The sequence below is a fragment of the Saccharopolyspora shandongensis genome, from assembly GCF_900106995.1.
In the GTDB taxonomy this organism is placed as follows: Bacteria; Actinomycetota; Actinomycetes; order Mycobacteriales; family Pseudonocardiaceae; genus Saccharopolyspora; species Saccharopolyspora shandongensis.
Map to the genome: position 1 here is coordinate 315,308 of NZ_FNOK01000002.1, position 17,519 is coordinate 332,826.

17 protein-coding genes are annotated in these 17,519 nt (G+C 68.7%); 9 read left to right on the top strand and 8 right to left on the bottom strand.

The annotated features are described in order from the left end of the window. Positions 1–212 precede the first annotated feature (212 nt). From BLW84_RS03160 to BLW84_RS03175, 4 genes are all read right to left on the bottom strand, one after another. Positions 213–2,027, bottom strand: coding sequence for a phosphoenolpyruvate carboxykinase (GTP) (locus tag BLW84_RS03160; protein ID WP_093261001.1), 1,815 nt, complete (start codon positions 2,025–2,027; stop codon positions 213–215). 394 nt (positions 2,028–2,421) lie between these two features. Further along, complete coding sequence (locus tag BLW84_RS03165; RefSeq protein WP_093261003.1) at positions 2,422–3,207, bottom strand: DUF6802 family protein; 786 nt, start codon at positions 3,205–3,207, stop codon at positions 2,422–2,424. A 177-nt stretch (positions 3,208–3,384) separates the two neighbouring features. Further along, on the bottom strand, positions 3,385–3,630 hold the full coding sequence (locus BLW84_RS03170; protein ID WP_342743088.1) for a DUF397 domain-containing protein: 246 nt from the start codon (positions 3,628–3,630) through the stop codon (positions 3,385–3,387). Then, positions 3,630–4,481, bottom strand: coding sequence for a helix-turn-helix domain-containing protein (locus BLW84_RS03175; RefSeq protein ID WP_093261005.1), 852 nt, complete (start codon positions 4,479–4,481; stop codon positions 3,630–3,632). The genes BLW84_RS03170 and BLW84_RS03175 overlap by 1 nt, the downstream gene beginning before the upstream one ends. 115 nt (positions 4,482–4,596) lie before the next feature. Here BLW84_RS03175 and BLW84_RS03180 point away from each other — a divergent pair, with 115 nt between their 5' ends. From BLW84_RS03180 to BLW84_RS03190, 3 genes are all read left to right on the top strand, one after another. Next, positions 4,597–4,830, top strand: coding sequence for a hypothetical protein (locus BLW84_RS03180; protein ID WP_093261007.1), 234 nt, complete (start codon positions 4,597–4,599; stop codon positions 4,828–4,830). An 83-nt stretch (positions 4,831–4,913) separates the two neighbouring features. After that, positions 4,914–5,132 (top strand): hypothetical protein, encoded by a 219-nt coding sequence (locus BLW84_RS03185; protein WP_093261009.1) that lies wholly within the window; start codon positions 4,914–4,916, stop codon positions 5,130–5,132. A gap of 191 nt (positions 5,133–5,323) precedes the next feature. Further along, entirely contained in the window at positions 5,324–6,151 is an 828-nt protein-coding gene (locus BLW84_RS03190) for an NmrA/HSCARG family protein (protein ID WP_093261011.1), read from the top strand. A 109-nt stretch (positions 6,152–6,260) separates the two neighbouring features. Here BLW84_RS03190 and erm read toward each other — a convergent pair whose 3' ends face one another. Together erm and BLW84_RS48310 are read right to left on the bottom strand one after the other, a co-directional pair. Then, positions 6,261–6,998 (bottom strand): 23S ribosomal RNA methyltransferase Erm, encoded by a 738-nt coding sequence (erm, locus tag BLW84_RS03195; protein ID WP_093261013.1) that lies wholly within the window; start codon positions 6,996–6,998, stop codon positions 6,261–6,263. A 338-nt stretch (positions 6,999–7,336) separates the two neighbouring features. Beyond that, positions 7,337–7,489: a hypothetical protein gene (locus tag BLW84_RS48310; RefSeq protein WP_218157189.1), complete on the bottom strand. Its 153-nt coding sequence runs from the start codon at positions 7,487–7,489 to the stop codon at positions 7,337–7,339. 463 nt (positions 7,490–7,952) lie between these two features. Here BLW84_RS48310 and BLW84_RS03205 point away from each other — a divergent pair, with 463 nt between their 5' ends. From BLW84_RS03205 to BLW84_RS03225, 5 genes are all read left to right on the top strand, one after another. Then, positions 7,953–8,903 carry a MerR family transcriptional regulator gene (locus tag BLW84_RS03205; RefSeq protein WP_093261015.1) on the top strand — a complete coding sequence of 317 codons (951 nt, stop codon included), beginning with the start codon at positions 7,953–7,955 and terminating at the stop codon, positions 8,901–8,903. A gap of 53 nt (positions 8,904–8,956) precedes the next feature. Then, positions 8,957–9,787 (top strand): M55 family metallopeptidase, encoded by an 831-nt coding sequence (locus tag BLW84_RS03210; protein ID WP_093261017.1) that lies wholly within the window; start codon positions 8,957–8,959, stop codon positions 9,785–9,787. Positions 9,788–9,951: 164 nt separating this feature from the next. Continuing rightward, the gene (locus tag BLW84_RS03215; protein ID WP_093261144.1) at positions 9,952–12,015 is read left to right on the top strand and encodes a PhoX family protein; all 2,064 of its coding nucleotides are present in this window, start codon (positions 9,952–9,954) and stop codon (positions 12,013–12,015) included. Positions 12,016–12,387: 372 nt separating this feature from the next. After that, positions 12,388–12,927: a cupin domain-containing protein gene (locus BLW84_RS03220; protein WP_093261019.1), complete on the top strand. Its 540-nt coding sequence runs from the start codon at positions 12,388–12,390 to the stop codon at positions 12,925–12,927. Between the two features lie 51 nt (positions 12,928–12,978). Continuing rightward, a complete protein-coding gene (locus BLW84_RS03225) occupies positions 12,979–13,608 on the top strand; it encodes a TetR/AcrR family transcriptional regulator (RefSeq protein ID WP_093261021.1) in 630 nt (209 codons plus the stop codon). Between the two features lie 38 nt (positions 13,609–13,646). On the opposite strand, the gene BLW84_RS03230 is transcribed toward BLW84_RS03225, so the two are convergent. Continuing rightward, positions 13,647–14,996, bottom strand: coding sequence for an MFS transporter (locus tag BLW84_RS03230; RefSeq protein ID WP_093261023.1), 1,350 nt, complete (start codon positions 14,994–14,996; stop codon positions 13,647–13,649). Positions 14,997–15,097: 101 nt separating this feature from the next. Between BLW84_RS03230 and BLW84_RS03235 the strand changes: the two genes are divergently transcribed. Next, a complete protein-coding gene (locus tag BLW84_RS03235; protein WP_093261025.1) occupies positions 15,098–15,781 on the top strand; it encodes an SDR family oxidoreductase in 684 nt (227 codons plus the stop codon). A gap of 234 nt (positions 15,782–16,015) precedes the next feature. Here the strand turns inward: BLW84_RS03235 and BLW84_RS03240 are convergent, their stop codons facing one another. Further along, on the bottom strand, positions 16,016–17,347 hold the full coding sequence (locus tag BLW84_RS03240; RefSeq protein WP_177226245.1) for an amidohydrolase family protein: 1,332 nt from the start codon (positions 17,345–17,347) through the stop codon (positions 16,016–16,018). Positions 17,348–17,519 lie beyond the last annotated feature (172 nt).

The window sequence follows — 17,519 nt, forward strand, 5'->3', positions numbered from 1 at the left end:
TTGCTGATCGTTTGGAATCCCCGAATCTGCTCCCCCGAGCTGCGTAGATCCACCCGCCGGACAAACGAAAACGGCGTTTCCCCGAAAGAGTTTCAACTCTCTTGGGGAAACGCCGCACGTATGCGCACACCGAGCTGGAGCTCCGCGCCGGACGGGTGGACGCGGAGCTTCCCACGTCGCTTCGCTAATCCACCCGTCCGGGGGTCGCTCGGTCAGTGACCGAGACGCTGTTTCAGGGCCTCCAGCTCATCGCGCATCGAGCTCGGCAGCGATTCGCCGATGGTGTCGAACCACTCCTCGATGAGCGGCAGCTCCGCCTTCCACTCCTCGGCGTCGACCTTCAGCGCCTCGTCGACGTCGGCCTTCGGCGTGTCCAGCCCGGTCAGGTCGAGCTCCTCGGCCGACGGCACCCGGCCGATCGCGGTGTCGGCGGCGGCGGCGTTGCCCTCCAGCCGGTCCACGATCCACTTGAGCACGCGCGAGTTCTCGCCGAACCCGGGCCACAGGAAGCGCTTGTCCTCGCCGCGGCGGAACCAGTTCACGTAGAAGATCCGCGGCAGCTTGGTGGCGTCGGCGGACTTGCCGACGTTCACCCAGTGCTGGAAGTAGTCGCCGACGTTGTAGCCGATGAACGGCAGCATCGCCATCGGGTCGCGCCGCACGTCGCCGACCTTGCCGGCCGCCGCGGCGGTCTTCTCCGAGGACAGGGTGGCGCCCATGAACACGCCGTGCTGCCAGTCGAACGCCTCGTTCACCAGCGGGACCGTGGTCTTGCGGCGGCCGCCGAAGAGGATCGCCGAGATCGGCACGCCGTTCGGGTCGTCCCACTCCGGCGCCAGGATCGGGCACTGCGACATCGGCGTGCAGTAGCGCGAGTTCGGGTGCGCGGCGTTCTCCCCGTTGTCCGGGGTCCAGTCGCGGCCCTTCCAGTCGGTGAGGTGCTGCGGGTCGCCCTCCATGTCCTCCCACCAGACGTCGCCGTCGTCGGTGAGGGCCACGTTGGTGAACAGCGAGTTGCCCTTCTCGATGGTCTCCATCGCGTGCGGGTTCGTGTTCCAGTTGGTGCCCGGCGCGACGCCGAAGAAGCCGGCCTCCGGGTTCACCGCGTACAGGCGACCGTCCTCGCCGAAGCGCATCCACGCGATGTCGTCACCGAGGGTCTCGACCTTCCAGCCCGGGATGGTGGGCCGCAGCATCGCGAGGTTGGTCTTGCCGCAGGCCGACGGGAACGCGGCCGCGACGTAGTAGACCTTGTCCTCCGGCGAGATCAGCTTCAGGATCAGCATGTGCTCGGCCAGCCAGCCCTCGTCGCGGGCCATCGCCGAGGCGATGCGCAGCGAGTAGCACTTCTTGCCCAGCAGCGCGTTTCCGCCGTAGCCGGAGCCGAAGCTCCAGATCATCCGCTCTTCGGGGAAGTGGGTGATGTACTTGGTGTCGTTGCACGGCCACGGCACGTCCTGCTGCCCCGGCTCCAGCGGCGCACCCACGGAGTGCAGCGCGGGTACGAAGTCGCCGTCCTCGCCCAGCCGCTCCAGGACCTTCGCGCCCATCCGGGTCATGATCTGCATCGACACCACGACGTACTCGGAGTCGGTGATCTCCACGCCCAGCTTCGGCGGCTCGGCGTCCAGCGGGCCCATGCAGAACGGGATCACGTACATGGTGCGACCACGCATGCAGCCCCGGTAGAGCTCCGTCATGGTCGCCTTCATCTGGTTGGGGTCCATCCAGTTGTTGGTGACCCCGGCGTCCTTCTCCTCGACCGAGCAGATGTAGGTGCGCTCTTCGACGCGCGCCACGTCCGACGGGTCCGAAGCCGCGTAGAACGAGTTCGGCTTGTTCGCCAGGCGGGTGAAGGTGCCCGCCTCGACGAGGCGATCGGTCATCCGCTGCCATTCCTGCTGCGAACCGTCGCACCACACCACCTGGTCGGGTGTGGTCAGCTCGGCGACCTCGCGCACCCACGACAACAGGCGCTCGTGCGTGGTCGGTGCCTGGTCGAGACCTGGGATGGTCAATGCGGTCATCGCTCCGCGTCTCCTGACTGGGCGCCACAGCCCGGATTCGCCGACGGGGTCCCGTCGGCCTTTACAGGGAAAGCTTCGCCCGCCCCGAAGACCGGGCGAAGTGAAAAAGGGATGCACCGAGGCTAACGGCGGATCGGGCGCGCAATGGAGATCAGCCATGTTCGTTCTCTCACAAGAACGATAAGGGAATCGATTCAGAAGCGACCTGAGTAGTGGTCTGGACGAAAATCTCGCCGTCCCGGGATCGCTTGGATCCAGAATTTCCGGCGAACCGGACGTGTTCGCGAACACCGGGTTACGCGCAGGCATCGACCGAATGGCGGTTGCTCCCCGGCGCGGATGTGAAAAACCCCGCCCGATGCGCATCGGGCGGGGTGGGAATCGCGTCGAGCGGTCAGCCCCAGACCTCGTCGGAGTCGGCCTTGCCACGCAGGCCGCCGCCCGCGCCGCCACCGGCACTACCGCCCGCGCCGCCACCGGCACTACCGCCCGCGCCGCCACCGCCCGCGCCGCTGTGCGTGTCGACGTTGGCCGCGTGCGGCTGGGCCGCGTCGTCGAAGGTCCAGGCCGCGTCGTCGGTCGCGCCGGTCGCCTGGTTCGGGGCGTACTGGCCGTCGTCGGTCATCTTGCCCTGCTCGACCACGGTCCACTGGCCGTCGCCGGTGTGGTGCGAGATCGTCACGTCGCCGGTCTGGCTGATCTCCACGACCTGGTCGGCGGACCCGTCGCCGTCGACGTCGGTGACCAGCATGGTGCCGCCGGCCTCGGTCTCCACGACCGCGGTGTCGGCGATGCCGTCCTGGTTGGTGTCCTCGGTGGCCGGGCCGACCTGCATGTCGCCCTGCGGGGTGTCGATGACCATCGACTGGCCGTGCTGCTGGTCCTCCGGGTCGGCGCCGCCCGGGTGCTGCTGGGGCGCCTCGCCGGTCCACGCGCCGGTCTCCGCGTCGAAGCGGGCCTGCTCGACGACCACGCCGTCGCTGTTGATCGACTGCATGACGTCGGCCTGGCCGTCGCCGTCATCGTCGATGTATGCGACGTAGCCGTCGTCGGTCATCACGGCGACCGTCTCGTCGATGCCATCGCCGTCGAGGTCGTAGTTGGCCTCGGCGGTGTACTCCTCGCCTTCGACGGTGACCTTGATGTCACCGTCTCCCGCGCCGGTTTCCTCGATGTACACGTCCGCAACCTCTCAGCCGCCGATCAACTGCCAAGCCTAGGACGCAGGGTAGAGGCCTCGGGTTCCGCAGATGAAGGACCTGGTCTTTCCCGGGCGCCGATCGCGACGCTCGGTGGTCGACCCGCAGCGCAGCGGGGCGGGCTCCATAGTCGGTCAACGGTGTCCCTCGCCACCCCGCTATCGGTCGAAGGTGCCGCCTTTGACGGCGCCGATGAACCGGTGCCAGCTCGGCACCGGCACGGCTAAGTGCCCACCGTCCCGGTCTTTCGTGTCCCGCACCCCAACGGCGTCGACCCCGAGGCCGACCTCGACGCACGTGCCTTGCCCTTGAGAGTGGGTCGACTTTCGCCACCCGACTTCGACGCAGTTGGTGTCAGGTCCAGAGCGGCTGGACTTCCGCCATGTCATCTCAGCTTCCAGCATCAGCGGGTCTCTCCAATCTCAGCGGCCAGTGCTTTGATCAGCTGCAACGACGCGTCAGAGCTCAGCGCTTGTTCTCGCAGTTCATCGGCCGCGCGTTGGTAGTCCGCGACCAACTTCTTGTCGTACAAGAAGACAGAAGACCTGTAGTGCTCCAGATGGACGATGGGAAGTGCCTTCGGGAAGCTCAGGTACACGAACGGACCGACCAAGGACGCGTTCCACAGCGTCTCCCGCGCCGGAAGCACCTGGATGTCCACATTGGCCATTTCTGCCATCGTGCCGAGATGCAGCAGTTGCTCGTGCTGAACCTGCTGGCCGCCGAACGGGCGGCGCAATGCGTCTTCGCAGATCAGGGCATGTAGCTTCACGGGATTGCGGCGGGTGAGAATCTCGCGCCGAGCCAACCGAAGCATCAGCCTGGTCTCGGCCTCCCCGGAGCGACTGCCCGTCATGGCCACCCGTGCGTAGTCGGCGGTCTGCAGCAAACCTGGAATCAGCAGCGGCGCGACGTCAATGATCTCCGTGGCACTTCGCTCGAAATCGATGTAACTCGCCAGCGGACGACCGCTCCCGGAGTTTCCCAGGGCCAACCAGTTCGGGTCGCCTGCCTGTCGGGCTAGATCCAGCGCGCGTTCTCTATTCTCGCCCGTGACACCAAGTTCTTGCAGGATGCTCGCCACATCCTCTGGTCTCGGGAGCCTTGCGCCGGTCTCGTAGCGCGATATCAGCGTGTGCGATGTTCCAAGTCGTCGAGCGAGCTCGCGCACTGAGAGGTTCTGTCGCTGACGCGCTTCTCTGAGTTCTGCTCCCAGGGCGCGGGCCCTGGGACTCCCGCTACTGGTGCCAGGCATGCACCAGATCCTAGAGAGAGATCCTCACCGTCCGTAAGTGTGATTGCACACAAGGTGACAGCTTCGGGATAGTGGTGCCTGCACCACATCAAGTAAATGGCACCAGGAGGCGGGGATGTTCGAAAAGGCTGGTGTGGACTGGTTTTGGCGGCCGGTGGGGGTTGGGCGGCATGCGTTCGGTGTGGCCGCGAAGCGGGCGGAGCCGTATGCGTCGGTGATGTCGTTTTGCGGTGTGGAGGTGGGGGCGTGGCAGGTGCAGCGGCTGCCGCGGGAGCTGGAGTGGGTCAGCGAGGACACCTGTATGGACTGCTGGCGGCGCATCAGCGCCCGGTGGGCCACCGGCCCGTGAGCACTTTTTGCTGCTATGGCGACACAAAGTACGCACGGGTCCTGACCAGCACAAACGCAACCTATGGCGATGAGGAGACAACGATGTTCTGGCTTCAGGTGAGCACTCTGGTTCTGGTCAACGTGCTGATCGCGAGCATGCTGCTGGTCCGCGCTCCGCGTGCGCAGCACGCCGGTGCGGGCGATGGCGCGCTCAACGTGTGGCAGTTGATCGACGAGGTCGAGGCTGAGCGACAACGGGAAGCGGAGTCCGCCGGGCGGCACTGCCTGAACACCGAAACCCTTGCGCGCCTGCGCATCTGACCGAGACATGGTCCGGCGAACTCCCTCCCCTCGCCGGACCGCATGGTGGCCGGGCGCCCTGCCCCCGACCCGGCGCCCGGCCACCCCCCCGGCGATCACATGTTGTGCATTGCGTCACATCGAATTGGGCTCGAGTAAGGTCGAAGTTCGAGGATGGCGGTGTTCGCGTGGCTACGACGGAAGGTGTTCCCATGACCGACGACCGGACGGCTCTCGTCACCGGTGCCACCGGAAACCAGGGCGGCGCGACCGCCCGCCACCTGCTGGCGCGCGGCTGGACGGTGCGCGCGCTGGTGCGCGACCCGGAGAAGCCCGCAGCCCGCGCGCTGCGGGATGCGGGCGCGGTGCTGGTCCAGGGCAACCTGGACGACGCCGATTCCCTGCGCGCGGCGATGGCCGGGGCGGACGCGGTGTACAGCGTGCAGGCCCTGGCGTGGGACGAGGCCGGCTTGGCCGCCGAAGTCCGCCAGGGCACGACCGTGGCCGACGTCGCGCTGGAGACAGGTGTCTCGCACCTGGTCTACAGCTCGGTCGGCGGCGCCGAGCGCGACTCCGGCATCGCGCACTTCGAGAGCAAGTTCGCCGTCGAGGAGCACATCCGGCGCATCGGTGTGCCCGCCACCGTGCTGCGCCCGGTGTTCTTCATGACCAACCTGGTCAGCACCACCGGCGATGCAGGCGAGCAGGTCCTGTCGCTGCCGCTGGCCCCGGCGACTTCGCTGCAGATGATCGCCCCCGACGACATCGGCTACTTCGCGGCCACCGCGTTGGACGACCCGCAGCGCTACATCGGCCGGCAGCTCGAAATCGCCGGTGACGAGCCGACCATGCAGCAGGTCGCGGAGACGATCCAGCGCGTCACCGGCACCCCGACCCGCTACGAACCGAGGCCGTTCGAGGGGCGGGACCGGATGTTCGAGTGGTTCGAGGAGAGCGGCTACCGGGCCGACATCCCGGCCCTGCGCCAACAGCACCCGGGGCTGCAAACCCTCGAAGAGTTCCTGCGGCGGCAGGCCTGACCGGCGGTGATCGTGCGCCGTTTTCGCGCGAAAACGGCGTTCTCCACGCCTGGGGATGACGGTTTCGCGCGAAACCGTCATCCCGCGAGCGCTCGTGGCCCACTTGCGGTCAGGTGGTTTCGAGGTAGAGGCGGGCCCAGCCTTCGGCCGTGAGATCCCGGGGAAGCGCAGGCAGGCCGCGGACCCGGCATCCCGTGACGTTGCGGACGATCTCGGTCAGGCCCCGCCCGCGGCCGGTGAACACCTCCTCGACGAACCGCTGGTAGCGGCGGTGTTCGCCGAAGGGCACCAGCGGACCCGCCCGGCGCAGGATCCGCAGCACGCCGCCGTCGACCGCCGGCACCGGCCGGAACGAACGCGCGGAAACCTTGCCGCAGAGCCGGAATTCGTACCAGGGCGACCACTGCGCGGTGAGCTGGTTGCCGCCCGCGGCTCGCTTCCGGGCGACGTCCCACTGCACCAGCAGCACCGCCTCCGACCAGCACGGCGTGCCCAGCAGCCGGCGCGTCATCGCGGTCGTGATGCCGAAGGGGAGGTTGCCGACCACCACGTGCGGCGCGCGGGGGAAGCGGAATTCGAGCATGTCGCCCGTGATCACGCGGACCCCAGGACACTCGTCGCGGAGCTGATCGGCCCAGTGCGGATCGAGCTCCACTGCCGTGATCGGCTGTCCAGTGTGGACCAATTCGCGGGTGATGGCCCCGCGTCCCGCGCCGAGCTCCACCACGGGAACCGGCGACGGATCGAGCAGATCGGCAATGCGGCGGGCGGCGCCGCGGTCGATCAAGAAGTTCTGGCCGAGTTCGCGGCGCGCACGATCGCGCGCCGAATTCCGGCGGACAGGCATGTTGGCAGCTCCTGCGTTCGCGGACCGGTCGGAACCGGGCCCTCGCGAGCGCAGGTCAGCGTGGTTTCACCGCACGACGAACCGCGCGTCGGGAAACGAGAGCCCGGACGCGGACGGCGGCGCGAAAACGGATCCGGCGCCGCCTAAGCGGAACGCAACCGGATGAAGAAGGCACAAGCAGCGGGACAAGCCATGCCGGAGAACGTAGCAACGCATGCCGGGCCGGTGAAACCGATTTTCCCCGAGTCGAGTCGAGCCACTACGCGGCGCGTAGCGAGAGCATCCGGCGAGGCGAACAGGCCGGTCACCTCGTCCAGGCGCCCAAGGCACCCCGTCCGTCAGAGGTGGGCGCGGATCTGACTCACCGGATGTCCGAGCGCTGCTGCGAGGGCGGCGAGCTCCGCCTCGTCGAACCAGATGCGCTCCGGATTCCAGATGGCGATCTCGAAGCGGGCGAAGCCGCACGGCCAGTCGAAGTCCAACTCGTCCAACGACGCTTCGGCACGGCAGCACGGCAGCACGGCAGCACGGCACCTGCACCGCGAGCGTCTCGAAACCCGCCCCACGAAGGACTTCCAGCAAGCCCGACCACCACGTGAGGTCGATCGACGCGCCGCAGTGCGGGCAGCCGATCCGCTCCAGGTTGTCGCCGCAGTCGATGGCCGTCATCTCGTCGTGCCAGGTCATGCGGATCTCGACCGAGGCGCCACCGGCAGTCCCCGGAGCCAGGCGCGCCGCGACCGCGGCGGCACGGTCGGCCGCAGCCCGGTCCGGCTGCCAGCGCGGATCGGCGGGTATGACCGAGAGGACGTCTTCGCTCATGCCTCACTCCCCTTCTCCGCACCATTCAATCGGCAGCCCCCCGGAGCCGGAGGCATGGCCTGCGGGGAATACCGCAATTCGACTTGACCTTGCCCCCGGGGGCAAGGTTTAGCGTTCATCGAGGTGACAGGAATGCGGATCGGCGAACTGGCCCGGCGGGCAGGTGTGACGACCAAAGCGGTGCGCTACTACGAATCGCTGGGGTTGATCGCACCCGAACGGCTGCCCAACGGCTACCGGGATTACGACGAGGCCGACGTGCGACTGGTTCGGGAGGTCAAGGCCCTCAGCGAGCTGGGCATCCCCGTCGAGCGCACCCGGCCGTTCCTCGACTGCCTCGAGGCCGGGCGGCGGCACGCGGACGACTGCCCGGCCTCGCTCGCCGGATACCGAGAGGCGATCGATGAGCTCAGCGAGCGGATCGAGGCGCTCACCTCGCGCCGCGCGGTGCTGATCGCACACCTGCAAGATGCCGCCCATCGCAACAGCTGCGCGGCCAGTGGAGAGGACCCGATGAACGACTACCTGAACCTGCCCGCCGACCTGCCCGTGCCCGAGGACGATGGCGCGGCCGACCACCTGCCCGGGATGCGGATGCCGCGCCTGGAGCTCCCGAGCACGGCAGGCGAAACGGTCCATGTCGACGCGTTCGGTCCGGGCCGTGCAGTGCTCTACATCTACCCGCTCACCGGTCGTCCCGGCACCGATCTCCCGGAAGGCTGGGACTCCATCCCCGGAGCGCGTGGCTGCACCCCCGAAGCCTGCGGCTTCCGCGACCACCACGAGGACCTGCACGAGGCCGGGGCGACCCGTGTGTTCGGCCTGTCCAGCCAGTCCACCGACTACCAGCGAGAGGTCGTCGAGCGGCTCCACCTGCCGTTCCAGATGCTTTCCGACCCCGCGCTGCGTCTGGCCGACGCGCTCGGCCTGCCCACGTTCGAGGCCGGCGGGACGACGCTCTACAAGCGGCTGACGCTGATCATCCGCGACGGCGTGATCGAGCACGTCCACTACCCGATCTTCCCGCCCAACGAGCACGCCGAGCAGGTCCTGGCCTGGTTGCGGAGCAATCCTCTGCGCTGAGAACCCGGAAGCCGTGAAACCATGCGGTGACCGGTGATCTTCGGAGGTGGCGGATGCGGATCTACCTGAGCGTCGACATGGAAGGCGTCACCGGCCTCGTCGACGCGCAAGACGTCCAGCCCGCCGGGCGGGATTACGAGTACGGCAGGCAGATGATGGCCGAGGACGTCAACGCGGCGATCCGCGGCGCGATCGCCGCAGGGGCCACCGAGATCACCGTCAACGACGCGCACGGACCGATGCGCAACCTGCGCTCCGACATGCTGCACCCGGCGGCCCGGCTGATCCGCGGCAAGCCCAAGAACATGGGCATGCTCGAAGGGCTCGACGACACCTTCGACGCCGCGCTCTGCATCGGCTACCACTCGCGAGCAGGCACGTCGGGCGTGCTCAGCCACAGCTTCATGGGCCACGAGATCGAGGACATGTGGCTCGACGACCGAGCCACCGGCGAGATCGGCCTCACCCACGCCACCGCCGCCGCGCTCGGTGCCCCGGTGGTGCTGCTCTCCGGCGACGACACCGCGTGCGCGGAGATGGCCGAATGGGATTCCGGCGTGCGAACCGCGGCGGTGAAGTACGCGCGCGGCCGCTTCGCCGCCGAACTGCTGCCGGTCGCCGAAGCGCGCGATGCGATCGAAACCGCGACCGCCGCCGCCCTGACCGGCGAGCTCCCGGCGCCGCGGCCCGCGCCGGAAACCGCGACGCTCGCGGTGCGCTGGCAGTCGGCTTCGGTGGCCGACACGCTGCTGAACCTCCCCGGCGTCACCGGCCGCGACGACCGCACCGTCGCGATCAGCGGCCCCGTTCCCGAGATCTACCGGCAGTTCCGGGTCTGGCTGAACGTGGCCGCGTCGCTCACCGACCAGCGGCCCTACTGCTGATCCGTGTCCGCCCGGATACGCTGCGTTGGGCCTTTTCGGCTGTCCCGGCACCGTTTTGATAACTCTGTGTCGCTTGTTTAGGTCTTGTTCACCTTCGCGTACAGGAACCATCGCCTGATCGCCCTAACTTCCAGGTGTTCCCCAACGAGCACCTGGAGGTCCGCTTGCCTTCCCGACCGGACAGCGGGCGGGTAATCCCGCTCCCACTGCTTTCCCACCACTCCGCGAACCGCGCCTCGGTCACCTGCAAGTACCGCTGCGGCAACGCATGCGCGCACGAGGCCCCGAACACCTCGGCCAACGCCTACTTCGGCGACATCGTCGAGAGCGTGCTCAGCCGCCGTTCCGCGCTGAAGGCAAGCGGCGTGATCGCGCTTGCCGTCGGCGGCGCAGCGGCGCTCACCGGAACCGCCACCGCCGCTCCGGCCGCGCCGGCCGGCCCCGGCCGCGGGAACGTCCCGGGCACCGACTTCACCCCGGTCGCCCCGAACACCGAAGACCTCGTGGTCACCGCTGAGGGCTACGACCAGGGCATCGTGATCCGCTGGGGCGACCCGGTGGTGGCGGACGCGCCCGAGTTCGACTTCAACAAGCAGACCGCGGCGGCGCAGGAAAAGCAGTTCGGCTACAACAACGACTTCGCCGAACTGGTCCCGCTGGACAGCAGCGGCAAGAGCAACCTGCTCGTGGTCAACCACGAGTACACCACCGAAACGCACATGTTCGTCGGCTACGACGAGAACAACCCGACCGAGGAGCAGGTGCGCATCGCCTGGGCCGCGCACGGCCTTTCGGTGGTGTACGTGGAGCGGGAGCGGCGCGGCGGGCTCACGCCGAAGCCGAGCCGGTACAACCGGCGCATCACCCTCAACACGCCGTTCGAGCTGCGCGGCCCGGCCGCGGGCAGCGACTACCTCAAGACGTCGGTCGACCCGACCGGCACCAAGGTCTTCGGCACGCAGAACAACTGCGCGGGCAGCCTGACGCCGTGGGGCACGATCCTCTCCGGCGAGGAGAACTTCAACCAGTACTTCGCCAACGCCGACTCGGTCATCGACCCGGCGACCAAGGCGCGCTACGCCCGCTACGGCCTCAAGGGCACCGCGAGCACCCGCAAGTGGGAGAAGTTCGACAAGCGCTGGGACCTCGCGAAGGAGCCCAACGAGGCCAACCGCTTCGGCTGGATCGTCGAGATCGACCCGCACGACCCGAACTCCACGCCGATCAAGCACACCGCGCTCGGCCGGTTCAAGCACGAGGGCGCGGCGGTCACGATCGCCGACGACGGCCGCGTGGTCGCCTACTCCGGCGACGACGAGCGCTTCGACTACATCTACAAGTTCGTGTCGAACGGCAAGATGAAGCCGGGCAACAGCGCCTACGCCCGCCGGCACAACATGACGCTGCTCGACGACGGCACCCTGTACGTCGCGCGGTTCACCGGAAACAGCCCGGCGAGCGAGATCGACGGCACCGGCAAGCTGCCCTCGGACGGCGCCTTCGACGGCACCGGCGAGTGGATTCCGCTGGCCAGCGGCAAGAAGTCGTTCGTGCCCGGTTTCACCGCCGAAGAGGTCTACGTCTTCACCCGGCTCGCCGCCGACAAGGTCGGCGCGACGAAGATGGACCGGCCGGAGGACATCCAGCCGAACCCGGTCAACGGCCGCATCTACTGCGCGCTGACCAACAACTCCAACCGCGGCTCGACCGGCAACGCGGCGCCGGACGAGGCCAACCCGCGGGTCGGCAACAAGCACGGCCACGTGCTGGAGGTCGACGACGACGCGACGGGCACCAAGTTCCGCTGGGACCTGCTGCTGGTGTGCGGCGACCCGAACGACGCCGGCACCTACTTCGGCGGGTTCGACAAGTCGCAGGTCAGCCCGATCTCGTGCCCGGACAACGTGGCGTTCGACCGGCACGGAAACCTGTGGATCTCCACCGACGGCAACGCGCTGAAGAGCAACGACGGTCTGTTCGCGGTGCCGGTCGACGGCCCGGAGCGCGGTCGGGTCAAGCAGTTCCTGACGGTGCCGCACGGCGCGGAGACCTGCGGCCCGGTGGTCCGGGACACCGTGGTGACCGTGTGCGTGCAGCACCCGGGCGAGCTCGACGGGGCGAGCGCGGACAAGCCGGCCTCGCACTGGCCGGACGGCGGCGACTCGCAGCCCCGTCCGTCGGTCGTGGCGGTCTGGCGCAAGGACGGCGGTGAGATCGGCCAGCGCTGATCCACCTTGCGAGCGCGGGGGTCTCCGGCAGGTCCGGAGGCCCTCGTTGCGTTTGCGGGCTGATGCGGCCAGCCATCTGCGCGGGCGGGGCCGTGTTCGCCCGGTTGCAGGATCACCAGCACGGCTAACTCGATGCGGCCGCCGCTCGGGAACCGCGGCTGCACGAGCTCGCCTCGGACGTCCATGCGCTGCTTCGCAGGAACGGCAACGACTTTCAGTCGCAGACGGGGTGAGACCGAGTGGATCTGGAGATCGTGCCGTTCGACGCCGTGTTCCGGTGAGCGTCGGGGCGAGATAAGTAAACTACACCGTGCAGTTGAGTTATTGCACTGTCGAGTGTAATTTCGTGGTGAGACCCAGAGGAGGATCACCATGTCCTACCCGCCAGACCGGTACCGGGGCGACGCCGGCGAGATCAGCGCTTCCTTCCGCCCGGCGGACGCCGATCCGGAGCTGGTCAACCCGTCCGGCACCAGGACCTACTACCTGGCCACCGGCAAACCGACCGGCCGAACCCACGACATCGCCACCGGCGGCGACTTCGGGCTCTACCACGTGGTCGACCTCGCTCCCGGCGCCGGAACCGGCACCCACTTCCACAAGGCGATGTCCGAATCGTTCTTCGTCACCGACGGATCGATGCAGGTCTACGACGGGGCGAAGTGGCGCGAAGCGACCAAGGGCGACTTCCTCTACGTGCCCCCGGGAGGGCTGCACTCCTTCTACAACGAGTCCGACGAGCCGGTGTCGTTCCTCATGCTGTTCGCGCCGGGCGCCCCGCGCGAGGGGTACTTCGAAGGCGTCGGGCACATCGCGGCGCTGGGCGACGCGGAGCGGGAGCGGTTCTTCGTGGAGCACGACAGCTACTTCACCGACCTGCGGTCCGGCCCCAAGGTCGGCGGCTCCCGGTGAGGTCCGACGTAGACTGCACGGAGTAGTGCAGTTCGCTGGAAGGGAGCTCCGGTGTCACCGACCGGCCGACCGGAGAAGCGCCGCGCCATCGAGCAGGCGGCGCGCAAGGTGTTCGGCCGCGAGGGGTACACGCGGGCCAGCGTGGACGCGATCGCCGCAGAAGCGCAGGTGTCCAAGCGCACCATCTACAACCACTTCGCCGACAAGGAACAGCTCTTCTTGTCGGTGGCGCTGGACGGGGCGCACGAGGTCACCGACGCCATCTTGCGGCTGATGGAGCTGCACCTGCGCAAGATCGTCGATCTCGAGGAAGACCTCGTCGCCTTCTGCCGGGACCGGGTCGCGGCGGTGGCGGAGTTCCCGGACCACTTCGCGCTCGTCCGGACGCTGGAAGCGGAGGTGACCCGGATTTCCCCGGCGGTGCTGGAGAAGTGGCTGGCCGCGGGCCCGCAGTCGGCGCACGAGCGGCTCGCGCCGTACCTCCGGAAGATCGCCGACAACGGCCTGCTCGAGTTCGACGACGCAGAGCAGGCCGCATTGCACCTCAACCTGCTCACCGTCACCGCCGTGCTACAGCGGACGTTCTACGGCTCGATGCCGATTCCGCAGGCCGAGGCCGACCAGCTCATCGTGAGCGGTGTGCGGGCGTTCTTGCGGCTGTACGCCGCTGCTCGCTCCTGAAGTACGGGCGCTGCGGCGTCCACTTTGGATGCCGTGCGTCAGCTTTCGGATCGGGCGTCGGTCGATTCCTGCTGCTCCGCGCGTGGCGCCGCGCGGAGGGCGACCACCGTGATCGCCGCCGCGACCATCACGATGCCCACCACCCACAGGCCGGTCTTCTGCGAGCCGGTGGCGTCCTTGAGCGCGCCCGTGATGTAGGGCGCCGCGAAACCGCTGATGTTGCCCAGCGAGTTGATCAGCGCGATACCGCCCGCCGCCGCCGTGCCCGCCAGGAAGTTGCTCGGCAACGCCCAGAAGGTGGGCAGCGCCGCGCAGACACCGACGGCGCAGATCGTCACGGCGACCATCGCGCTGACCGGATTGCCCAGGTACAGCGCGATCGGGATGCAGATGCCGCCGAGCAGCATCGGCAGCGCGACGTGCCACACGCGCTCCCGCGTCCGGTCGCCGTGCGCGGCCCAGAGCACCATGGCCACCGCGCCGATCACGTACGGCACCGCCGTGATCAATCCCGTTTCCATCGTCGACAGATCGGTGCCGTACTGCTGCTCGAAGCCCTTGATGATGGTGGGCAGGAAGAAGCCCAGCGCGTACAGCCCGTACGCGATGCCGAAGTACACGAACGCCAGCGCCAGGATCCGCGGGTGGGTCAGCGCCTTCCGCAGCGGCCAGCCGTGCGCCGTCTCGGTCTGCGCGCGCTCGGCCTCCAGCTGCTCGGTCAGCCAGGCCCGCTCCTGCGGCGACAGCCACTTCGCCTGGGACGGCCGGTCGGTCAGGTAGAACCAGGTCACCACCGCCAGCAGCATCGCCGGGATGCCCTCGACGAGGAACATGAACCGCCAGCCGGACAGCCCGAAGATCCCGTGTCCGGTGCTGATCAACGCGCTCGACACGGTGGCGCCGATGGCGCTGGACACCGGGACCGCGGTCATGAACAGCGCGACGGCCTTCGCCCGCTGCACCGCCGGGAACCAGTAGGTCAGGTACAGGATGATGCCCGGGAAGAACCCGGCCTCCGCCACGCCGAGCAGGAACCGCAGCACGATCAGCGCGGTGGGGCTCGGCACGAACGCCATCACCGTCGCGACCACGCCCCAGGTGATCATGATGCGGGCGAGCCACTTCCGCGCCCCGAAGCGGTGCAGGGCGAGGTTGCTCGGCACCTCCAGCACCAGGTAGCCGATGAAGAAGATGCCCGACGCGAAACCGAACGCGGTCGCGGTCAGCCCCAGCTCGTCGTTCATGCCGTTCGGGCCGGCGAAGCCGATGTTGACCCGGTCCAGGTAGTTCACGAAGTAGAGCAAGATCAGGAACGGCATCAACCGGACCGCGACCTTGCGCAGGATGCGGTTCTGGGCACCGGCAGGGGCGGCCTCGACACTGTTCACTCGGGTGACCTAAGCCTCATACCCCCAATGGGTCAAGAGGTAGTCCGCTGATTGGGACGGCCGGTCGCCGGGCCGAAACCGTACGGCGATACCGTTAGACCATGCCCGAACGCCCAATTGCCCTGGTCACCGGCGCCTCGCGAGGCATCGGTGCCGCCGTCGCCCACTCGCTTTCCGACACGCACGACCTGCTGTTGGGCGGGCGCGACGCCACCGCGCTGCAGGAGCTCGTCGACGAGCTCCCCGGCGCCAAATCGTGGCCCGTGGAACTCACCGACCACGACGCCGTGGCCACTGCGGTCGCCGACATCGAGCGGCTCGACGTGGTGGTGCACAGCGCCGGCCTGGTCGAGCTGGCCTCGGTCGCCGAAGCCTCCGGCGACTCCTGGCGGCGCACCTTCGAGCTGAACCTCTTCGCCGTCACCGAGCTGACGCGCCTGCTGCTTCCCGCGCTGCGCGCCGCGAAGGGCCACGTGGTGCTGGTCAACTCCGGCGCAGGCCTGTCCGCGAAGCCGAACTGGGGTTCGTACGCCGCGAGCAAGTTCGCGCTGCGCGCCTTCGCCGACGTGCTCCGCGCCGAGGAAGCCGGCAACGGCGTGCGGGTCACCTCGGTGTTCCCGGGACGCACCGCCACCGACATGCAGCGCACCGTCCGCGACCAGGAGGGCGGCGCGTTCGAGCCGGACCACTACCTGCGCCCCGAGTCGGTCGCTACGCCGATCGTGTCCGCGGTGCGGGCCACCGGCGACGCACACCTCACCGAGATCGTCATCCGGCCGTCCTGAGGCCCGTTCCGCAAGGGACGACCCGCACGGGAAGCCCCCTGCGACAGCCGCAGTCTTGCTGTGGTCGCTCCGGCGTGGCGAAAGCCCAAGCCGCTACGTCGGAGCCGTCCCAGCCGGATGCGACCCACCTCAGTCCGAGCAGCACCTCGCGCCGCAAACGGCTGACGCCGCCTCGCGAAGCGCGCCCTGCGCCGGGACCGGCCCAAGCATCCGGTCCGAACAGGTGGCCTCGGTTCAGCTCCGGATGTGCTGCGCGGACTTGCGTGCCGTGGCCTGCACGGTGCGCCGGTCCACCCGCGTGGGCTCGCGCTCGCGCAGCACTTCTTCACCCGCGACCCAGACGTCCCGGACGGACCGGGAACCGGCCGCCCACACCACGTTCGCCAACACCTGATCGTCCGGCGCGTCCAGGCCCGTGGCGAACGCCGGGTTGTCGACGTCGAGGTGCACGATGTCGGCCCAGCACCCGGGTTCCAGCGCACCGATGTCGTCGCGGTGCAGCGCCTCGGCCCCGCCTCGCGTCGCCGCGAGCAGCGCCGCCCGCGAGCTGAGCGCCGTCGCATCGCCCGTGACCGTCCGTGCGAACAGTCCCGCCAACTGCACCTCCTCCCACAGATCCAGATCGTCGTTGCTGGACGGCCCGTCGGTGCCCAGCCCCACCGGAATTCCGGCGGCCAGCATGTCGACCAGCCGCGCGGTCCCCGACGCGAGCTTCGCGTTGGATCCCGGACAGTGCGCCACGCCCACCCCGCGGCGCGCGAACAACTCGATGTCGTCGTCCGACAGGTGCACGCCGTGCGCGGCGAGCACCCGGCCGTCGAGCACGCCGAGCTTCTCCAACAGCGCGGGCACCGAACCGAACTGCTTGCGCTGCTCGGCGTCTTCGGCGGCGCTCTCCGCCACGTGCGTGTGGACCAGGGCGCCACGCTGCTGCGCGGACTCGCCGATGGTCTGCAGCGCCTCCGGCGGCAGCGTGTAAGCCGAATGCGGTCCGTACGCCAGCTCCACCCGATCACCGGGGCCGAACCGAAGGCCGTCGGCGTCGATCCACCGGTTGATCCCGTCGACCATGCCCTGCCAGCCGCCGAGCTTCTCCAGCGCTGGTGTGGAGATCACCGCCGATGCGAACACCACGCGCGACCCGACCGCCAGGGTGGCCTCCACCGCCGACTCGCCCATGAAGTACATCTCGGCGCTCGTCGTGACGCCGGCCCGCAGCATCTCGACGCACCCGAGCTCCATCCCGGCGCGGACGTCCGCCGGACGCAGCCGAGCCTCGGCGGGCCAGATCACCTCGTGCAGCCAACGCAGCAGCGGCAGGTCTCCACCCATCCCCCGCAGCAGCGTCATCGGGCTGTGCGCGTGCGCGTTGATCAGGCCCGGCAGCAGGATTCCGCTGCATTCCCGGACGGTCGCGTCGTTCGGACGTTCCGGCGCACCGACCCGCGGCCCGCAGTACACGATGCGACCCTCGCCGTCGACGTCCACCACGGCGTCCCTGATCACCGAGCAGCCGGGATCGCAGGGCAGAACCATCGGTGCGTGCAGGCGCAGTGCGATCGACATGCCCGCATTCTGCCCGACGCCTATCCGCCACCCGCCGTGCTCATGACGAGCAACATGATCACCCCCGCCAGTCCCGCGATTCCGCCCAGCACCGCCATGAAGAAGATGTCTTGAGTGCGCCTCGTCATGACTCCAGAATCGCGCGATTCCGGCCCCTGGACCTCGGCTGATC

Excerpts from the sequence above, each read along its gene's own strand:
- BLW84_RS03160 (WP_093261001.1), bottom strand. The coding sequence starts at position 2,027 with ATGACCGCATTGACCATCCCAGGTCTCGACCAGGCACCGACCACGCAC.
- BLW84_RS03170 (WP_342743088.1), bottom strand. The coding sequence starts at position 3,630 with ATGCTGGAAGCTGAGATGACATGGCGGAAGTCCAGCCGCTCTGGACCT.
- BLW84_RS03175 (WP_093261005.1), bottom strand. The coding sequence starts at position 4,481 with ATGCCTGGCACCAGTAGCGGGAGTCCCAGGGCCCGCGCCCTGGGAGCA.
- BLW84_RS03180 (WP_093261007.1), top strand. The coding sequence starts at position 4,597 with ATGTTCGAAAAGGCTGGTGTGGACTGGTTTTGGCGGCCGGTGGGGGTT.
- BLW84_RS03185 (WP_093261009.1), top strand. The coding sequence starts at position 4,914 with ATGTTCTGGCTTCAGGTGAGCACTCTGGTTCTGGTCAACGTGCTGATC.
- BLW84_RS03190 (WP_093261011.1), top strand. The coding sequence starts at position 5,324 with ATGACCGACGACCGGACGGCTCTCGTCACCGGTGCCACCGGAAACCAG.
- erm (WP_093261013.1), bottom strand. The coding sequence starts at position 6,998 with ATGCCTGTCCGCCGGAATTCGGCGCGCGATCGTGCGCGCCGCGAACTC.
- BLW84_RS03205 (WP_093261015.1), top strand. The coding sequence starts at position 7,953 with ATGCGGATCGGCGAACTGGCCCGGCGGGCAGGTGTGACGACCAAAGCG.
- BLW84_RS03210 (WP_093261017.1), top strand. The coding sequence starts at position 8,957 with ATGCGGATCTACCTGAGCGTCGACATGGAAGGCGTCACCGGCCTCGTC.
- BLW84_RS03220 (WP_093261019.1), top strand. The coding sequence starts at position 12,388 with ATGTCCTACCCGCCAGACCGGTACCGGGGCGACGCCGGCGAGATCAGC.
- BLW84_RS03235 (WP_093261025.1), top strand. The coding sequence starts at position 15,098 with ATGCCCGAACGCCCAATTGCCCTGGTCACCGGCGCCTCGCGAGGCATC.
- BLW84_RS03240 (WP_177226245.1), bottom strand. The coding sequence starts at position 17,347 with ATGTCGATCGCACTGCGCCTGCACGCACCGATGGTTCTGCCCTGCGAT.